This is a genomic window from Flindersiella endophytica, assembly GCF_054779015.1.
In genome coordinates, this window is record NZ_BAAGYY010000009.1 from 1,096,490 (window position 1) to 1,112,816 (window position 16,327).

The 16,327-nt window shown below is 69.6% G+C and carries 17 protein-coding genes; 5 read left to right on the plus strand and 12 right to left on the minus strand.

Features of this window, described 5'->3' with window-relative positions; genetic code table 11:
• Positions 1-3 precede the first annotated feature (3 nt).
• Genes ACYVF6_RS10310 through ACYVF6_RS10325 form a run of 4 tightly spaced genes read right to left on the minus strand, consistent with a single transcriptional unit; the run spans position 4 to position 2,790 of the window.
• Positions 4-381 carry a PNPOx family protein gene (locus ACYVF6_RS10310; protein WP_460519182.1) on the minus strand — a complete coding sequence of 126 codons (378 nt, stop codon included), beginning with the start codon at positions 379-381 and terminating at the stop codon, positions 4-6.
• Entirely contained in the window at positions 275-1,585 is a 1,311-nt protein-coding gene (locus ACYVF6_RS10315) for a serine/threonine-protein kinase (protein WP_460519185.1), read from the minus strand. Before ACYVF6_RS10315 ends, ACYVF6_RS10310 begins: the two co-directional genes overlap by 107 nt.
• Positions 1,586-1,594: 9 nt before the next feature.
• On the minus strand, positions 1,595-2,608 hold the full coding sequence (locus ACYVF6_RS10320; protein ID WP_460519188.1) for a Gfo/Idh/MocA family protein: 1,014 nt from the start codon (positions 2,606-2,608) through the stop codon (positions 1,595-1,597).
• Positions 2,605-2,790, minus strand: a complete 186-nt coding sequence (locus tag ACYVF6_RS10325; RefSeq protein ID WP_460519191.1) for a hypothetical protein — start codon at positions 2,788-2,790, stop codon at positions 2,605-2,607. Before ACYVF6_RS10325 ends, ACYVF6_RS10320 begins: the two co-directional genes overlap by 4 nt.
• Positions 2,791-2,815: 25 nt before the next feature.
• On the opposite strand from ACYVF6_RS10325, the gene ACYVF6_RS10330 reads away from it, so the two are divergent.
• The 4 genes from ACYVF6_RS10330 to ACYVF6_RS10345 are packed head-to-tail and all read left to right on the plus strand — an operon-like array spanning position 2,816 to position 5,800.
• Complete coding sequence (locus ACYVF6_RS10330; protein ID WP_460519193.1) at positions 2,816-3,574, plus strand: FadR/GntR family transcriptional regulator; 759 nt, start codon at positions 2,816-2,818, stop codon at positions 3,572-3,574.
• 4 nt (positions 3,575-3,578) lie between these two features.
• Entirely contained in the window at positions 3,579-4,358 is a 780-nt protein-coding gene (locus ACYVF6_RS10335; protein WP_460519195.1) for a Rossmann-fold NAD(P)-binding domain-containing protein, read from the plus strand.
• Complete coding sequence (locus tag ACYVF6_RS10340; RefSeq protein WP_460519198.1) at positions 4,359-5,405, plus strand: MDR/zinc-dependent alcohol dehydrogenase-like family protein; 1,047 nt, start codon at positions 4,359-4,361, stop codon at positions 5,403-5,405.
• Positions 5,405-5,800 (plus strand): VOC family protein, encoded by a 396-nt coding sequence (locus ACYVF6_RS10345; protein WP_460519201.1) that lies wholly within the window; start codon positions 5,405-5,407, stop codon positions 5,798-5,800. Before ACYVF6_RS10340 ends, ACYVF6_RS10345 begins: the two co-directional genes overlap by 1 nt.
• Here the strand turns inward: ACYVF6_RS10345 and ACYVF6_RS10350 are convergent.
• From ACYVF6_RS10350 to ACYVF6_RS10360, 3 genes are read right to left on the minus strand one after another with little or no spacing between them, the layout of a single operon-like run.
• Positions 5,790-6,650 (minus strand): carbohydrate ABC transporter permease, encoded by an 861-nt coding sequence (locus ACYVF6_RS10350; protein WP_460519204.1) that lies wholly within the window; start codon positions 6,648-6,650, stop codon positions 5,790-5,792. The two genes, ACYVF6_RS10345 and ACYVF6_RS10350, sit on opposite strands and share 11 nt — an antisense overlap.
• Positions 6,647-7,555 carry a carbohydrate ABC transporter permease gene (locus ACYVF6_RS10355; protein ID WP_460519207.1) on the minus strand — a complete coding sequence of 303 codons (909 nt, stop codon included), beginning with the start codon at positions 7,553-7,555 and terminating at the stop codon, positions 6,647-6,649. The genes ACYVF6_RS10350 and ACYVF6_RS10355 overlap by 4 nt, the downstream gene beginning before the upstream one ends.
• Positions 7,552-8,931, minus strand: a complete 1,380-nt coding sequence (locus ACYVF6_RS10360) for an ABC transporter substrate-binding protein (RefSeq protein WP_460519210.1) — start codon at positions 8,929-8,931, stop codon at positions 7,552-7,554. Before ACYVF6_RS10360 ends, ACYVF6_RS10355 begins: the two co-directional genes overlap by 4 nt.
• A gap of 179 nt (positions 8,932-9,110) precedes the next feature.
• Between ACYVF6_RS10360 and ACYVF6_RS10365 the strand changes: the two genes are divergently transcribed.
• Positions 9,111-10,139 (plus strand): LacI family DNA-binding transcriptional regulator, encoded by a 1,029-nt coding sequence (locus tag ACYVF6_RS10365; protein WP_460519212.1) that lies wholly within the window; start codon positions 9,111-9,113, stop codon positions 10,137-10,139.
• Positions 10,140-10,336: 197 nt separating this feature from the next.
• On the opposite strand, the gene ACYVF6_RS10370 is transcribed toward ACYVF6_RS10365, so the two are convergent.
• From ACYVF6_RS10370 to ACYVF6_RS10390, 5 genes are all read right to left on the minus strand, one after another.
• On the minus strand, positions 10,337-12,226 hold the full coding sequence (locus ACYVF6_RS10370) for a glycoside hydrolase family 127 protein (RefSeq protein ID WP_460519214.1): 1,890 nt from the start codon (positions 12,224-12,226) through the stop codon (positions 10,337-10,339).
• Positions 12,227-12,313: 87 nt separating this feature from the next.
• The gene (locus tag ACYVF6_RS10375) at positions 12,314-12,946 is read right to left on the minus strand and encodes a vWA domain-containing protein (protein ID WP_460519216.1); all 633 of its coding nucleotides are present in this window, start codon (positions 12,944-12,946) and stop codon (positions 12,314-12,316) included.
• A 10-nt stretch (positions 12,947-12,956) separates the two neighbouring features.
• Entirely contained in the window at positions 12,957-14,555 is a 1,599-nt protein-coding gene (locus ACYVF6_RS10380; RefSeq protein WP_460519219.1) for an Hsp70 family protein, read from the minus strand.
• Entirely contained in the window at positions 14,534-14,722 is a 189-nt protein-coding gene (locus ACYVF6_RS10385) for a hypothetical protein (RefSeq protein WP_460519221.1), read from the minus strand. The genes ACYVF6_RS10380 and ACYVF6_RS10385 overlap by 22 nt, the downstream gene beginning before the upstream one ends.
• Positions 14,719-16,326 carry a TRAFAC clade GTPase domain-containing protein gene (locus ACYVF6_RS10390; protein WP_460519224.1) on the minus strand — a complete coding sequence of 536 codons (1,608 nt, stop codon included), beginning with the start codon at positions 16,324-16,326 and terminating at the stop codon, positions 14,719-14,721. Before ACYVF6_RS10390 ends, ACYVF6_RS10385 begins: the two co-directional genes overlap by 4 nt.
• Position 16,327 lies beyond the last annotated feature (1 nt).

Here is a 16,327-nt window from a genome sequence, read left to right on the forward strand (position 1 = left end):
AACCTACGAGACGGCCTCCAGCCGGAAGACAGGGTGCCGCCCTGCTTCCGCGGCGATCTCCGCGTCCGAGGACGACGGCCGGACGTCGAAGTAGGGCAGCGTGATCGGTACCTCGCGCATGTACTGCCGCAGCACCGGAACGCTTTCCTCCGCCCCGAGCTCGATCGCGCGAAGCCTCTCGTCACGTCCGCCGCGGCTGACGACGACCTCGCCGGCGGCTCGCGCGTTGCGCACCCAGTTGGTCACGCCGTACGCCGCCACGAGCCAGCGCTGGTCACCGTCGCGCATGATGTCGACCGGCGTCGTGTGCGGGGTTCCCGTCTTGCGGCCCGCCACGGTCAGCAGGTGGCGGTACGGGTTGCCTCGTCCGCGCCGGATCATGGCCGCGAACACCCGGTTGGCCATGCGGTTGACGGCGTTGACTTGGTACGTTCGCGCCATTGTCGGCCTTTTCGGTCGGGTGGGCTTCCTCCGTTGCCGGCAAGCCTAGTGGAGCCACCCTCGCCGGGGTGTGGGTCCGTGATTCCGGGCGCTCGGGCTCGGCAACGGGCCTGGACCGGCTCGGCTGGTGCGTGGCGGAGCGCGACGGCGTGCTGGCCTCGGCCGGTACGGCGAGCCGTAAGCCCTGCCCGATGCCGGGCAGTGCCCACCAGACCAGCAGGCCGAGGACGACCGCGACGACCAGCCCACCGACCAGAAGGCCCGCGGTTCGCCTGGTGACTGGCGCGACCTCGTTGCGGGGTTGAGGAATCACGATGGTCTTGATCTGGCCCGATCCGGAGACGCCGAGCAGCCGGCGGCGTACCTCCCCCGCGTCCGGGGGCCGATGCTCGGGTTCCTTCGCCAGCAGGTGCAGGATCAGCGACTCCAGGTCGGCCGGGATGTCCGGACGCAGCGTGGACGGCGGATCGGGTTCGTCCTGGACATGGCCGAGGACGATCGCGGCCATCGAGCCCTGGAACGGGGGCCGGCCGCAGGCGAGCTCGTAGAGCACACATCCCAAGGAGTAAAGGTCGCTGCGCTCGTCCACCGCGCCGCCGATCGCCAGCTCGGGCGCGAGGTGGGTGACCGTGCCCATCGCCGTGTGGGCCGGAGTCAGTCGTTCGCTCGACTCGTCGAGCAGCCAGGCCAACCCGAAATCGATGAGCTTGAGCTCGCCGTCCGAGGTCAGGATCAGGTTGGCGGGCTTGAGATCCCGGTGGACGATGCCGGCCTCGTGCGCGCCTTCCAGCGCGGCCGCGACCTGTGCTCCGAGCTCGCGGACCGCCTCGATCGGGAACGGACCGTGTTCTTCGAGCTCCTCGGCGAGCGTGCGTCCCTGCAGGAACTCCATGACGAGGTAGGGCCGGCCGTCCCACTCCCCGACGTCGTGCGTGGCGACGATGTTGGGATGGGCGAGCCGGGCCGCCGCCCTGGCCTCACGGAGAAAACGTTCCCTGTCAGGCGAGGCGTCGAGGTCTTCGTAGAGCAGCTTGACAGCGACGGGACGGTCGAGTACTTCGTCTTCGGCGCGCCAGACCTCGCCCATCCCGCCACGGCTCAGTAGCTCCTGCAGCCGGTAACGGTCGATCCATCCCTCCGACACGCCGCCTACTCAACCACGGTTGACCATCACGAAGCTACCCCCAGTTGCGAGCGACTCGGCCGCGGCGACGACGACGGCCAGGTCGGCAAGGCCATCCTGACCAGTGACGAGCGGCTGCCGGCCGGCCCGGATCGCCGAGATCCAGTCGGTGACGATCGAGACGTGGCTGCCGTAGTAGTTCTCGGCGCCCTCGCGCGCCACGCCGTCCGGCGTCCACGTGACGCAACCGCCCTTGTCCTGCTCGTAGTCGACCACCACGTCCAGCCGGCCCGCGGAGCCGAAGACCGTCGCCTCGGGCTGGTCCCAGGGACCGGGACTGTGCCACGTCAGGACGGACTGCGCCACGACGCCGCTCTCGAGCCGGAACGTGAGCAGGAGCGTGTCGAGCGACTCACCGGTGGACGCGGATCGGGTCGCGGCCACGGAGGTGACGGGTCCGCCGAGTTGGCGGAGCAGGCTCACCTGGTGCGTGCCCTGGTCGAGCAGGACACCGCCGGACGGTCCACCGCTCTCCCGCCAGCCGTCGCGGACCCACACCCCGTCGACCCGGAACGCGCGCGTGCACTGGATCGCCAGCGGTTCGCCGATCCTGCCGTCAGCCAACACCTGGCGCGCCCTGTGGACAGCGCCAAGCTGTGGATAGTTCTCGGCCACCGCGAGCACGACGCCGGCCGCCGCTGCCGCGTCGACGATTCGCCGCCCGTCGGCGAACGTCGTCGCCAGCGGCTTCTCGACCAGCACGTGCAGGCCGTGGCCGATCGCCTCCAGCGCAACCGCGGCGTGCAGGTGATGCGGCACCCGGACGTCAACCGCGTCGATCCGCTCGGCAGCCGATGCGTCTCCGAGCGTCCGGTACGCCCGTGCGCCGGACGCCTCGGCAGCCGCTGCCGCCCGCGCCTCGTCGGGATCGACGACCGCGACCAGCTCGGCGGATCCGTCCGCGGTGACCGACGGGTAGACCTCGCGCGCCACGATCTCGCCCATCGCGCCGCACCCCACCAGCGCGACCCCGACCGCGTTCATCGGGCAGCTCCGAACCGCAGAGCCGTGTACGAGTACGGCTCGAACGTGTAGCTGACCGAGCCGGGTTCCACGTTCACGCGGAACGACCGCGGCGCCACATTCAGCGGATTCGTGGAGGTGTTGGTCGCGCACGGCCGCCCGCGGTTGGGCAGGGCATCCACGTGGACGCTGATTGACTGCATGATTGATATGTTTAATCATATCTTTGTGGACGTCAATGGCAGCCTGCACGCGCAGCTCGTCGACGCGCTCGGTCGCCGGATCGCCGGAGCCGAGCTGGCCGAGGGTGCCGTGGTCTCGCGGGAGCTGCTCGAGGCGGACTACGACGTCTCCCGGTCGGTCGTGCGTGAGGCGTTGCGCACGCTCGAGGAGCTGGGCATGGTCCGGTCGCGGCACAAGGTCGGAACACTCGTCCAGCCGCGGTCGGCCTGGGCGTTGCTGAACCCGCGCGTGATCGCCTGGCGGGCCGATGGGCCGGACGCCGACGTGCAGCTGGATGAGCTGCTCACGCTGCGGGAGGCCGTCGAGCCGGCGGCCGCCCGGCTCGCCGCCCAAAGGTCAGCCCAGAAGTCAGCCCAAAAATCAGCCCAAAAATCAGCACCGCGTGCCGGGCCGGCCCTCGCCGACGAGTTACGGGAGCACCTCCGCGCGATGCGGTCGGCGTACGACGCTCGCGATCGCCGGGGGTTCGTCGCGGCCGACACCGCGTTCCACCGCACGATGCTGGAGGGCTCGGCGAACGCCGTGCTGAGCCAGCTCGTGCAAACTCTGGTCGCGACGCTGCACGCCCGCTACTCCGACCGCCGTCAGCTGTTCACCGCCGACACCGGGGCATCGTTGAACCGGCACGAACGAGTGGTCCAGGCCATCGCCGCCCTGGATCCGGCGGCCGCGGAAGCGTCGGCGGCGGCGCTGGTTCGGGCCACGCGCGTGGAAGTACTCGGCTCACAAGCAGGGGAGCACTGACCGAATGTCCAACCTGGCCAACAGGTTCGATCTGACCGGAAAGCTCGCGCTGGTGACCGGCTCGGGCCGTGGCATCGGCCGGGCGATCGCCCGCGGGTACGCCCAGGCCGGCGCACACGTCGTGCTGAACGCCCGCGACCCCTCCCGGCTCGAGGCGACGGCCGAGGAGCTGCGTTCGGAGGTCGACGGCGGCACGTTCCATCCGCGGGCGTTCGACGTCAGCGACGTCGCGGCGGTCGAGCGGGCCTGCGAGGAGATCATCGCGTCGTACGGATGTCCGGACATTCTGGTCAACAACGCCGGTATCCAGCTGCGCGGACCGCTGACCGAACTGTCGGTCGACGACTGGCGGCAGGTGATCGACGTCAACCTCACCAGCTGCTTCGTGGTCGGACGGACGTTCGCGCGGCACATGCTCGAGCGCGGCAGCGGCAAGATCGTCAACGTCGCCTCGGTGATGACCGCGATCGTACGGCCGTCGATCGCGCCGTACGCGTCGGCGAAGGCCGGCCTGGCCGGGCTCACCCGGACGATGTGCGCGGAGTGGGCGCCGTCCGGGCTACAGGTCAACGCGCTGGCGCCCGGCTACGTCGCGACGGAGCTGAACGCGTCGCTGGTCGCCGATCCGGAGTTCACCGGCTGGATCACCGGGCGTACGCCGGCCAGGCGGTGGGGGAGCGTCGAGGACCTGGTCGGGCCGGCGGTCTGGCTGGCGTCGTCCGCCTCGGACTACGTCAACGGCCAGGTCATCTACGTCGACGGCGGAATGACGGCGGTGATCTGAGTGGAAACCCAGGCAGTGATCGCTTCCGGGCCGGGCGCGCTGACGATCGAGACCCGGCCGCTGCCGTCGCCGCGGCCGGACGAAGCCATCGTGCGGATCGCCTACGGCGGGATCTGCGGCTCCGACCTGCACTACTGGAAGCACGGCCAGGTGGGCGAGTCGGTCCTGCGGGCTCCGATGGTGCTCGGCCACGAGGTGGTCGGCGTCGTCGACTCGCCCGCCGCGGACGGATCCGGTCCGGCCGCCGGCACCAGGGTCGCCGTGCACCCGGCGCAGGTGTGCGGCCGCTGCGCCTACTGCCTGCACGACGAGCAGAACCTCTGTACGGAGCTGCGTTACCTCGGCAGCGCGGCCCGCGTACCGCACACCGACGGCGGTTTCGCCGAGCGGATGGTCGTTCCAGCGAGCCGGCTGGTCACGATCCCGGACGGCCTGGACCTGCGTACGGCGGCGCTGGCCGAGCCCGCCTCGATCGCGCTGCACGGGCTGAATCGCCTTGGCAGGCTGGGCTTCCGGCTCGAGGGTGCGGACGTGCTGGTGGTCGGTGCCGGGCCGATCGGCCTGGTGTCGATCGCGCTGGCGACTTCGCTGGGCGCGGCGACGGTCACCGCGACCGACCTGTTCGACCACCCGATCCAGGTCGCGCGGCGCGCGGGCGCTTCGAGGGTCGTCCGCGCCGGTGGCGACGAGCCGCTCCCGATCGTCGACGTGGCGGTCGAGTCCTCCGGCTCGGCGGCGGGCGTGAGCAGTGCGCTGGGGGCGCTGCGTCCGGGCGGTGTGCTGGTCAACGTCGGACACCTTCCGGCGACCGGTGTCACCGCGCCACTGCACCTGGAGGTCGGCCGCGAGCTGACGCTCACCGGGTCGAGTCGCTTCTTCCACGAGCTGCCGGCCGCGCTGGCGCTGATCCAGCGCGAGGCCGGCCGCTTCGCGCCGATCGTCACGTCGGTCTTCCCGTACGGCGAGGTCGTCGCGGCGTTCGAGGAAGCGGCCGATGCCGGCCGGTCGAGTAAGGTGCTGCTCGCCTTCGCAGGAGAGGACGTTTGATGGCCCACTTCATTCATCACGTCGGGATGTTCGTCTCCGACTTCGAGGCGAGCGAGCGGTTCTACACCGCCGCGCTCGCACCGCTCGGAATCATCCAGGGCCTCGACGCCGATGGAATGGCGGAGTACTGGCATCGCGACGCCGACACCCCCTCTCTGGCCTTCGATCCGGCGCCCGACGAGTCCTTCGTGACCAGGGGCGTGCACATCGCGTTCGACACCGACAGCCGCGACGAAGTAGACGCGTTCTACGCGGCCGCGGTCCAGGCGGGCGGTGTCTCGCGGCACGAGCCGCGCTTCTGGCCGGAGTACCGCGCCTACTGCGCGTTCGTCAGCGACCCCGACGGCAACAACATCGAGGCGCTGCACAAGGAGACGCGGGTAACTAGCCTTTGACGCCGGTGAGGGTGACGCCCTCGACGAAATAGCGTTGCAGGGCGAAGAACAGCACGATGATCGGCAGGATGACCACGAGCGACGCTGCCATCAGGTAGCCCCACTGCGCGGTGTAGGTGCTCTGGAACGTCGCCAGGCCCTGCGCGAGCGTGAAGTGCGACTCGTCGCTCAGATAGAGCAGTGGGCCGAGGAAGTCGTTCCACGCTCCGATGAACGTGAAGATGACGACGACCACGATCGCGGGTTTGGCGTTGGGTAACACGATCGTCCAGAAGACCTTCCACGGTGTGGCGCCGTCGATGTAGGCGGCCTCGTCGAGCTCGAACGGGATCGTGAGGAAGAACTGCCGCAGCAGGAAGATGTTGAACACGCCGCCGCCCGCGCCCGCGAACCACGCCGGCACCGTCAGGGGCACGAACGTGTCGAGGAAGCCGAGGTAGCCCCACATCACGAAGGTCGGGATCAGCGTCACGGCGTACGGCAGCATCACGCCGGTTAGCAGCAGTCCGAAGACCAGGTTGCGGCCACGCCAGCGCAGCCGCGCGAAGCTGAACGCGGCGAGCGAGCAGGTGAGCACTGTGCCGGTGACGACGAAGACCTCGATGATCATCGTGTTGGTGAAGTAGCGCAGGAACGGCTGGGCCGTCAGCGCACCGGAGAAGTTCGACCACGCGATCGGGTTGGGCAGCCACTCCGGCGGCGCGACGAAGATCTGGTTGTCGCTCATCAACGCGCTGCGTACCAGCCAGGCGAACGGAACCAGCATGAGCACGGCGCCGGCGAGCAGCACGACCCAGAGGACCGCCTGACCGACGGTCTGCCGCGTGCGGTTGGGCGTGAGGACACTCATCGCGCACCGCCCATCTCGTAGTAGACCCAGCGCCTGGCGTTCCGGAACAGCAGCACGGTGATGACCAGGACAATGCAGAACAGCACCCAGGCCAGCGTGCTGGCGTAGCTCATGTTGCTTTCGGTGAACGCCGTTCGGTACAGGTAGTAGATGTAGAACAGCGTGGCGTTGTTCGGTCCGCCCTGCGTCATCACGTAAGCCTGGTTGAAGACCTGGAACGTGCCGATCACGCCCGTGACGAGGTTGTAGAAGATGGTCGGCGTCATGAACGGCAACGTCACATGGCGAAACCGCGCCCAGGTTCCGCCGCCGTCGATCGACACCGCTTCGTACAGATGCCCTGGGATTCCCTGCAGGCCGGCCAGGAAGATGACCATCGCGTTGCCGAAGCCCCACGTGCTCATCAGCACCAGCGACGGCACCGCCATCGTCTCGCTGTAGATCCAGTTCGACGTCGGCAGTCCGGCGGCGCGGAGCACGCTGTTGAGCAGGCCGAAGTCGGGGTTGTAGATCCAGATCCACAGCACGGCGCTCGCGATCGCCGGCACGAGCGTGGGCAGGTAGTAGATCGTGCGCCAGAGTGAGCGCCCACTGAAGCCGTGGTTGACGAGCAGGGCTACGACGAAGCCGACGATCAGCACCAGCGGTACGGACGCGAGCGTGTAGTACGTCGTGACGCCGAGCGACTTCCAGAACAGCTCGTCGTGCGCGAGGTGCTGGTAGTTCCTGACGCCGACGAACTCCGGCGTGCCACCGACGATCCAGTCGGTGAGGCTGAAGAAGAACGACGCGACCATCGGGCCGACCGTGAACAGCAGGAAGCCGAGGATCGCCGGTAGCGCCAGCAGGACGCCCCACCACCGTTCGGACCGGGCCAGGCCCGACTGCTTGTTGACGACCGTCATGAGGCGTCGGACGGGTAGCTGCCCTGCAGCAGCCCTCCGTTGAGCTTCTTCGCCAAGGGCCGGAGTACGTCGGCGGCCTTCTGCTTGCCCTGCTGGACGACCTGGAGCGCCGGCGTGACGACCTTGTCGATCGCGTCGATGTTCTTCAGCCGCTGGTAACAGGTGACCTTGGAGTTCTTGAGGGTGTAGTCGACGACCGCGGTACGGAACTCCGGCGGGTGCGCGTCGTTCTTCGTCCAGCTGTCGATCGCGGCCTGGTCGGTGTAGTACTTCGTCGAAAGCGGCATCCAGAGCCCGTTGGCGAACAGGTCGACCTGCCTGGGATCGTCGTGGAAGAGATAGAGCTCGACGGCTTCCTGCTCGTGCTTGGTCGAGGCGAAGATCGCGGTCGCGCCGCCCATCGTCGTGGTCATCGGCGTTCCGTGGCTGGGCAGCACGCCGATGCCGAACTCCAGGTCGCCCTCCGACAGGTCGAGCAGCGTCCACTGGCCGTCGACGACCATCGCGATCCTGCGCGTCTTCAGCTGGACGGTGGTGCTCGGCGCGTTGTTGCCCAGCTGGGTCGGCGTGGGCGCGACCCGGTGCTCGTACATCAGGTCGGCGAGATTCTGGAAGACCTCGATCGCCTCTGGGGTGTCCAGCAGCGATTTCTTGCCGGTCTCGTCGGCGAAGTCGATGCCCTTGCTGAGCAGCAGGGGATACCACGTACCGTGCCACCAGTTCATCGACGTGCCGTACTGGCGGATCCGCTTGGGATCGAAGCCGTTCTGGTCCGGCGTCCTGCCGTTCTGGTCATGCGTGAGCTGGTGGGCGTGCTCGACGAACGTGTCCCAGCTCCAGGCCTTCGCCGCCTCGGCCGGCGGCAGGTCGATGCCGGCGTCCTTGAACGCGGCCTTGCTGTAGAACAGCTGCATCGACTCGTTGGCGCTCTGTGTACCGAACGTCTTGCCCTTGTCCCACCAGAAGTACGTGCCGGGCAGGCGATTGGCGAGGTCGGGATACTTGTCGAAGTACGGATATAGGTTGACGAGCTTTCCCTGCTCGGCAAGGCGATAGCCCATGCCGGCGTTCATGTACGTCAGGTCCGGTGCGCGGTTGCCGGCGACGAGCGCGTTCAGCTTGGTGTCGAAGTCGGCCGGTGTGAACAGCGGCTTGACGGTGATCTCGGGACGCTCGCGTTTGAACTGCGCCAGCATCTGGCTGATCGCCTTCTGTTCGGCGGTCGAGCCCCAGAACATGAACTGCATGGTCTTGTCGCCGGCACTGCCGGACTCGCCCAGCGACTTGCCGTTGCAGGCCGCCGTCAGGGCGAGGGCGGCGGAGCCGGTGGCTGCGAGGCCGCCGAGCCGGAGGAGCTCGCGTCGACTTAGTGGCATCTGTGTCTCACCGCGCTTGTTCGCTTGGGTCCGACGAAAACGGAAACACCGGAAACATGTTGCCTGAATGTATGCCCACCAGGTCGAGGGCGTCAAGACCCGCGTTCGATGTAACGGGATCGTGATCGGATGCGAGTAGGGTGTTTCCGGAAACACGTCCGAGAGTGAGAGGGCACCAGGTGGCGAAACGTCCCGCACCGTCGTCGGCCAGGCGTGCGACGGTCCGCGATGTCGCGGCCCGGGCCGGCGTCTCGCCCGGCACGGTGTCGAAGGCGCTCAACGGCACCGGCCAGATCAGCCCTGCCACCAGGGAACGGATCCTCGCCGCCGCCGCGGAGGTCGACTTCCGGCCCAACGCGCTGGCCAAGAGCGTGTTCGAGCGGCGCAGCTACACCGTGGGGCTGATCACGACCGACAGCTTCGAGCGGTTCAGCGTTCCGGTGATGCTGGGGGCGGAGGACGCGCTCGGTGCCGGGCGGATCTCGGTGTTCCTCTGTGACAGCCGCGACGACCCGGTGCGGGAGAAGCACTACGTCGACGTCCTGCTCGGGCGCCGGGTCGACGGCTTCATCGTGACGGGCCGGTCGTCGAACGAGCGGCCGCCGCTGGACCTACGCGGGGACGTGCCGGTCGTCTACGCGCTGACGCCGTCGTCCAACCCGTCGGACTGCTCCGTGGTCGTCGACGACGTGGCGGCCGGGCGGGTGGCGGGCGAGCACCTGATCCGGCTGGGCAGGCGGCGGATCGGGCACATCACCGGGCCGGAATGGTTCGACGCCGCCCGGAGGCGGGCGTCCGGGCTGACGTCGGCGTTGGCGGGCGCGGGCCTCGAGCTCGTGGCCGATCCGGTCTACGGCGAGTGGACCGAGGCGTGGGGTCGGCAGGCGACCCACATCTTGCTGCGCTCGGCCCCCGACGTCGACGCGATCTACTGCGGCAGCGATGTGCTGGCCCGCGGCGTGGGCGACAGCCTCCGCGAGCTCGGCCGCCGAGTGCCCGAGGACGTTGCGCTGATCGGCACCGACAACTGGGAGTTCATCGCGACGGGTGCCCGCCCACCGCTGACCTCGGTCGACCTCGGCCTGTCGGCGGTGGGCCGGGTGGCCGCCCAACACCTCCTCGATGCGATCGAGGGCAGCCCTCACTCCGGCCGCGAACACGTACCGTGCCGCTTGGTCGTCCGCGGCTCCACCGACGACGTCACCTGATACCGCCCGCAACGGGCTCCGCCCATGCCGCCGCCCATGCCGCCGCCCATGCCGCCGCCCATGCCGCCGCCCGCGAATGACCACGTTAACCACGGCTTTGGCTGGTTAACGTGGTCATTCGCGCTTCGCCACGTGATTCGCGCTTCGCCACGCCAGTGGGTGCTTCGCCACGTCCCGGGGCGTGGTTAACCCGCCAATTACGTGGTTAACGTGGTCATTCGCGGCGGCGGGCGGCTGGGTCGGGCGGCTGGGAGCCAGACGCGCATCGGGCCGAGGTCGCGGTTGGCCCACCTGAAGTACGGGATCGCCCGGACCGGCTGACCGTCGGGCGTGCGGGCGATCGCCACCGGTACGCCGCCGAGCAACTGGTCGTCGTACTCCTCCTGCAGCGCGGCCGGGTCGACGCGCAGGTCGTCGACCGAGACGCCGGTGGGCTGGTCGATCTGCTCGACCGCGTAGACCAGTGGCCCCCGTTCGATCGCGACACAGCCGCGGGTGGCGTCCGAACGGTGGTGGCCGACAGTGAAGCGCGGGCGCATCGGGAGGTCGAGCACCACCTGGTCGCCCGGCGACCACGCGCGCTCGACCATCGCGTAGCCGCCGGCCGCGACCCGGCCGCCGTCGATCGTGGCGCCGTCGGCCCACGCCGGGATGCGCAGGCTGAGCGACCACGGCTCGGCCGGCGACTGCCGTACGGTCACCACGATCTGGCCGTTCCACGGATAGTCCGTCTCGACCTCGAGCGAAACACCCTCCGCGCGTACGGTCGCCGAGGTGTACTGGTGCAGCTGCACGCCGCCGGCCGTCGACGTCGCCACATAGGCCTGCAGGCTCGCGAGCGTACGCATCAGGTTGGTCGGGCAGCAGGAGCAGCCGAACCACGGGTGCCGCCCGCCCGCCGCCATCCGCGAGTCGGTGGCCACCGCGCCCTCGCGCACCTGCAGGGCGTTGGCGTAGAAGTACGAGTCGCCGTCCAGCGCGACGCCGGGTAGCACGGCGTTGTAGAACTGCCGCTCCCACAGGTCGGCGTACTTCGCGTCGCCGGTCGCCAGCAGCAGTCGCCAGTTCCACTGCATGCCGGCGATCGCCGCGCAGGTCTCGGCATACGCACGGTCGGACGGCAGCTCGTACGGGTCGCCGAACGCCTCGCCCTCCCAGCGCGCTCCGAGTCCGCCGGTGACGTACATCTTCTGGTCGACCATGTTCTGCCACTGCGTCTCGAGTACGCCGAGCAGCTCGGCGTCGCCGGTCTCGACCGCGACGTCGGTGGCGCCGGCGGCGAGGTAGACCGCGCGCACGGCATGGCCTTCGGGCACCGTCGTCTCGCGTACGGGGAGGCGATCGCTGTGGTACGCGTCGCCGAACCCGTGCCGCGGGTCGATCAGATCCTGCCCGCGCACGTCGACGAAGTACGTCGCGAGCTCGAGGTAGCGGCGCTCGCCGGTCGTCCGGTAGAGCTCGACCAGCGCCATCTCGGTGAGCGGATGGCCGCAGGCGCCGTGCAGCCGGCCGTCTCCGGGGCCGAACGTACGGTGCAGGTGGTCGGCCGCCCTGGTCGCGGTCTCCAGCAGCTCGGTCTGCCCGGTCGCCCGGAACTGCGCCACGGCGGACTGGATCAGCGCGCCGATGTTGAAGATCTCGTGGTCCCAGGCGAGCCGCTCGTACCGCTGCGCTCGCTTGCCGGCCTGGACGAACGTGTTGAGGTAGCCGTCATCGGCCTGTGCGGCGCCGATGCGCTTGGAGTAGCCGGTGAGCCAGTCGCGCAACTGCTGGTCCTGCGTACGGCCGGCCTCCCAGGCCACCGCCTCCAGCCACTTGTACGCCTCTCCGTCCTCGAAGCACGGCCCGTGGTAGTCCGCGCCGACGGTTCCGGCGGCCACGTTGTCGAAGTTCGGCCAGGCGCGCTCATGCTCCAGGTGCTCGGCACCGCGAGGAATGGAGACGGTGCCGTTGGCATGCTGGAGGCGAGCGAGAAAGCCCGCGGTGAGCTCGACGGCCGAGAGCGGCAACGGCACGACGTGACTGCCGGCGGCTGTCGTCGGATCGACCGGCCCTCGGTCACGGCGGTCGGGTGTGGGTGTGGGCACGGGTAGCACTCCTCGAAGCTGTACGGCACCAGACGGAAACATGTTTCCTGTCGCCGATGGTAGCTCGCGCGGAGCTGTCCGGGATGGTCAACCCGGCCGTCGCCTGGAGACGACGGACGTGGCCATCCCGGCGATCCCTCGCTGGATCTCGTCGGTCCGGTCGATGACCGCGTTGTCGGTCGCGTCGGTGGCGAGCCTGCTCAGGCTGCGTGCGGAGGCCTCGCCGAGACCTCGTACGACGATGCGGATTCCCTGCGCGGCGGCGTCCCGGGCCGCGGCGAGCGCGGGCTCGACCGGGCCGAGGTCGCCGTCGCCGAAGATGGCGAGGACGCGGTCGCCGGTGAGCGACCCGAGCTCGTGAGTGCCCTTCCGCAAGGCCGGCGTCACGTTGGTGCCGCCGCCGATGTCGGCTGCGTCCAGCGCGTCCAGCACTGGTTCGGGTGTGCTGGACAGCGGTACGAAACGATGGATGCCGGTGTCCCAGAGGATCAGGCCGACGTCGTAGCCGGCGCCGTGCGCCTCCTGGACGAACTGCCGCGCACCCGCGACCGCGTGGTCCAGCCGGGAGCGACCGGCATCGGTCGTCGACATCGAGCCGCTGACGTCGATGCAGAGGAACACCTTGCCGACATGGGGTTCCTGGACGGCGTGTAGGTGCGGGCCCGGAGGATACTGCGTCGGCCCGATGCCGTCGTAGTTACGTCGGATCCAGTTCGTCACAGCTCACCTGTCAGTGTCGTATCGTCAAGCCGGACAAGGTGGCCGCCACCCGGTCCCGGGTGCCGGTGTCGAGAACGCCTTCTATGCAAGCCTCCAGCGTCAGTCGCGCGCCGCTGTGCGGCTCGACGGCGGTCAGCGCCAGCCGGCCGTCCAGCCCCAGCGAGAGCACGACGCGGATCGGCGAGCCGGCGGGCAGCGCCGGCGGCAGGCCGGTCAGCTCGCCGTCGAGGACGCGGCGATTGTGTTCCACAACGGGCGACTCGACCGCGCCCGCCTGCTCGTAGACCTGGATCCGGACGCTGGGCTGGCCGTTCAGCACGGTCGCGACGACGCACTCGCGGCTCGCGATCGGCAGCGGCTCGTTCTGGTGGATGACGTGCGACACGAGCATCCCCTTGCCGCCGGCGTCGTGGTGGCTGTCGTGCAGGAGCAGGCCGAAGCCCCGCGAGACGACGGACCCGACCGATGCCGCCAAGCCCGCCGAGCCGGCTGAGCCGCCCGGCCGAACACGTTCACCCGGCCCGGACGACGTGAGCTGAGCAGCCCGCAGCGCGGCGCCCTTGGCGACCGCGAAGTCGGGATCGTGCGCCCTCGGCCGCCAGCCGAACTCCTTGCCGAGTCCCGCCGCGATCATCGGCATCCGCGTCGAACCGCCCACCAGCAAGGCGGTTTCGACCTCTCCGGCGCCCTTCGCCGCCGCGACCCCGAGCAACCGCCGGACGCAGTGGAACGTACGCTCCGACAGGTCGGCGGTCATCGCCTCGAACCGTTCCCGGGAGACGTCGAGCACGGCCGACGTGCCGTGCCGCCGCAACCGGACGCTGCGCGACTCCGACGCCGACAGGTCCTGCTTCACCCGCTCGGCCAGGTCGGTGAGCTCGGACAGGAACGACTCGTCGTCGGTGATCTCGTCCTCCAGCGCCGGGAACCGCTCGATGAAGTCCGAGCAGAGCGTGCCGGCCAGCCGCCGGTCCCAGTCGGCGCCGCCGAGCTCGGTGTCGCCGTCGGTCGCGATGACGGCCATCCCCGAAGGCGTCCGGACCAGCACCGACGCGTCGAACGTCCCGCCGCCGAGGTCGTAGACCAGCACGGTGCCCGGCGGGTCGGGATCGATCTGGCTGTAGTAGATCGCCGCGGCGACCGGCTCGCTCACCAGCTCCAGCACCTCGATGCCCGCGAGCAGGCCGGCCTGCTGCGTGGCCTCGCGCTCACGAACCCCGAAGTACGCCGGCACCGTGATGACGGCCCGTACCCGCCCGTCCGCGTCCGCGCCTGCGGCCGGAACCGTCCCCGCGACCAGTGCCCGCAGGATGAGCGCCGACACCGCCTCGGGCGTGTACTCCTCACCGTCGAAGCTCAGGAGGTTCTCCGCGCCCATCTGCCGTTTGATCAACGCCACCGTACGATCCGGCAGGGCCGCGGCCACGTTGCGAGCGGCGCTGCCGACCAGCACCGACCCCGGCGACTCGAAACAGACCACGGACGGCGTCTTGGTCTCTCCGACAGCGTTCGGCAGGACGACCGACCGGCCGGCGTCGTCGACGGTCGCCACCACGGAGTACGTCGTCCCGAGGTCGATGCCGAGCGTCAGGTCAGGTCTTCCCACCACGTCCGTACTCCCTGCGAGAGATGGCCGATCGATGTGATCACGTCCGCCAGAAAGAAGATGGCGGCCAGCGCCGCCACCGTCACGAACACGACCATCACCACGATGGCCAGGAACGTCCGGCTGCGGGTGTAGCCCCGCGGCGGTGCCGGGCTGGGCGGCGATGTCATGACTTCCCCCTGCTGCCCAGCGCCATCCCATCCGTGGCCAGCAGCCACTGGAACGGCGCGAGCGCGCTCGTCTGCTGTTCCGGGTCGGCGTCCATCGCCGCGACCAGGAAGTACCGGACTTGGTCGAAGTCGCGTTCGGCCGAGAGCAGGAGATTGTCCAGCTGGGCAACGGACTTCAGCCATTGCTGGATCGCCGCGGAGTCGCTGCCGAGCCCGTCGGCGACCGGCAGGCCGAGCAGCCGGTCCGCCTTCGACACCACGAACGCGAGCTTCTGCCGGTGGGTCTTCGTGCCGTACTTCCGCAGCCGCTGCACGGTGACCTGGTACGAGTCCTCCGGGTCGTGCACCGCGCCGGCCGCGGCGAGCTCGTCGTCGAAGCCGCCGGCCAGCTGGTCGCGTAGCTCCGGGACCGAGAACGGGTCGAGCACGAACACCAGCGTCCTCGAGTGGTCGAGGTACGACAGCTCCTCGTTGAGGTACTGGTCGACGAACTGCTCGCCGGCCGCGTCGAAGAGGTGGACCAGAGCTTCCCGGCTGCCGGTCTTCAGCCGTACGGTGACCGCCGCCGGCGGTTCCTGCGCGGTCTTCGCGGTCGCGGTGCCGCTGTCGATCGTCGACTCGAAGTGCGCGTACGCCTGCTTGCTGTGCTCGTCCGGCAGTTCGGTGTGGAGGGCGCTGCCGTCGGACGCGGCCAGCCTGCGCAGCGAAACCGCGCCCGCCATGATCAGCCTGGTCTTGCCGGCCATCGGCGCACCGAACACCGGGATGCGTACGTCCGTGGCCACCGCCGCCCCACTGTGCAAGGGCGCGCCGCACTTCTGGCAGATCGCCTGCAGCCGGTGGCCCGCACGCAGGACCGTGGTCGGCAATCTCGTACCGCAGGCGCAGTAGCGGGACAGGACGCCGAGCACGCCTGGCCGGAGGTCGCGGTGCAGCTCGCCGCAGGTGAAGCACTTGTACGCGGGCAACCTGGTGACGTGGTAGCAGCCCTTGGTGGGACAGCTCGCGTGCGCCCGCCGGGCGAGTTGCCAGCCGAGGTCGAAGCTGCGCAACGTGGCCGCGACCAGGAATCCGAGCACCCACGCGAGGGTGACGATCGGCCCGAGCACGGCGCCGACCAGCAGGATGCCGAACACGGCGGCGACCGCGAAACTGACGAGGAACGCGAGCGGGATCAGCGTCAGCGGCCAGCAGATCAACAGATACATGGCCGCCTCGCCGGTTGCCGCGTCGACAGCAGCCGACCAGAGCGCACCCGTCAACCGCATGGTCATGCCCGCCGCGGCCACCCAGTCGTTGCGGATCTGGATGACGAAGTAGCCGGGCCACGCCCTGTCCCTGGGCGGCAGGCCCTTGCGGGTCCGGCCCGGGAGCACACCGCTCGCCACGGCGTCCGGGGTGACGACGCGGAGCGTTCCGGACAGCTGCGGGTCGAGCAGGAGCCGGATGGTCTGCACGACGCACAGCCCGATGCCACCCAACGCGCCGAGCAGCAGCGCGGCGAGCAGGATCGGGAAGACGACGTAGACGAGGAGCACCGCGCACAGCGCGAGGTACAGGAAGACCCCGATCAGGATCGCGATGCCGGCCGCCACATATCCCATG

What these genes read in the sequence shown, in the direction of transcription:
- ACYVF6_RS10310 (WP_460519182.1), bottom strand. Translation starts at nt 381, where the DNA reads ATGATCCGGCGCGGACGAGGCAACCCGTACCGCCACCTGCTGACCGTG.
- ACYVF6_RS10320 (WP_460519188.1), bottom strand. Translation starts at nt 2,608, where the DNA reads ATGAACGCGGTCGGGGTCGCGCTGGTGGGGTGCGGCGCGATGGGCGAG.
- ACYVF6_RS10325 (WP_460519191.1), bottom strand. Translation starts at nt 2,790, where the DNA reads ATGCAGTCAATCAGCGTCCACGTGGATGCCCTGCCCAACCGCGGGCGG.
- ACYVF6_RS10335 (WP_460519195.1), top strand. Translation starts at nt 3,579, where the DNA reads ATGTCCAACCTGGCCAACAGGTTCGATCTGACCGGAAAGCTCGCGCTG.
- ACYVF6_RS10345 (WP_460519201.1), top strand. Translation starts at nt 5,405, where the DNA reads ATGGCCCACTTCATTCATCACGTCGGGATGTTCGTCTCCGACTTCGAG.
- ACYVF6_RS10350 (WP_460519204.1), bottom strand. Translation starts at nt 6,650, where the DNA reads ATGAGTGTCCTCACGCCCAACCGCACGCGGCAGACCGTCGGTCAGGCG.
- ACYVF6_RS10355 (WP_460519207.1), bottom strand. Translation starts at nt 7,555, where the DNA reads ATGACGGTCGTCAACAAGCAGTCGGGCCTGGCCCGGTCCGAACGGTGG.
- ACYVF6_RS10360 (WP_460519210.1), bottom strand. Translation starts at nt 8,931, where the DNA reads ATGCCACTAAGTCGACGCGAGCTCCTCCGGCTCGGCGGCCTCGCAGCC.
- ACYVF6_RS10385 (WP_460519221.1), bottom strand. Translation starts at nt 14,722, where the DNA reads ATGACATCGCCGCCCAGCCCGGCACCGCCGCGGGGCTACACCCGCAGC.
- ACYVF6_RS10390 (WP_460519224.1), bottom strand. Translation starts at nt 16,326, where the DNA reads ATGGGATATGTGGCGGCCGGCATCGCGATCCTGATCGGGGTCTTCCTG.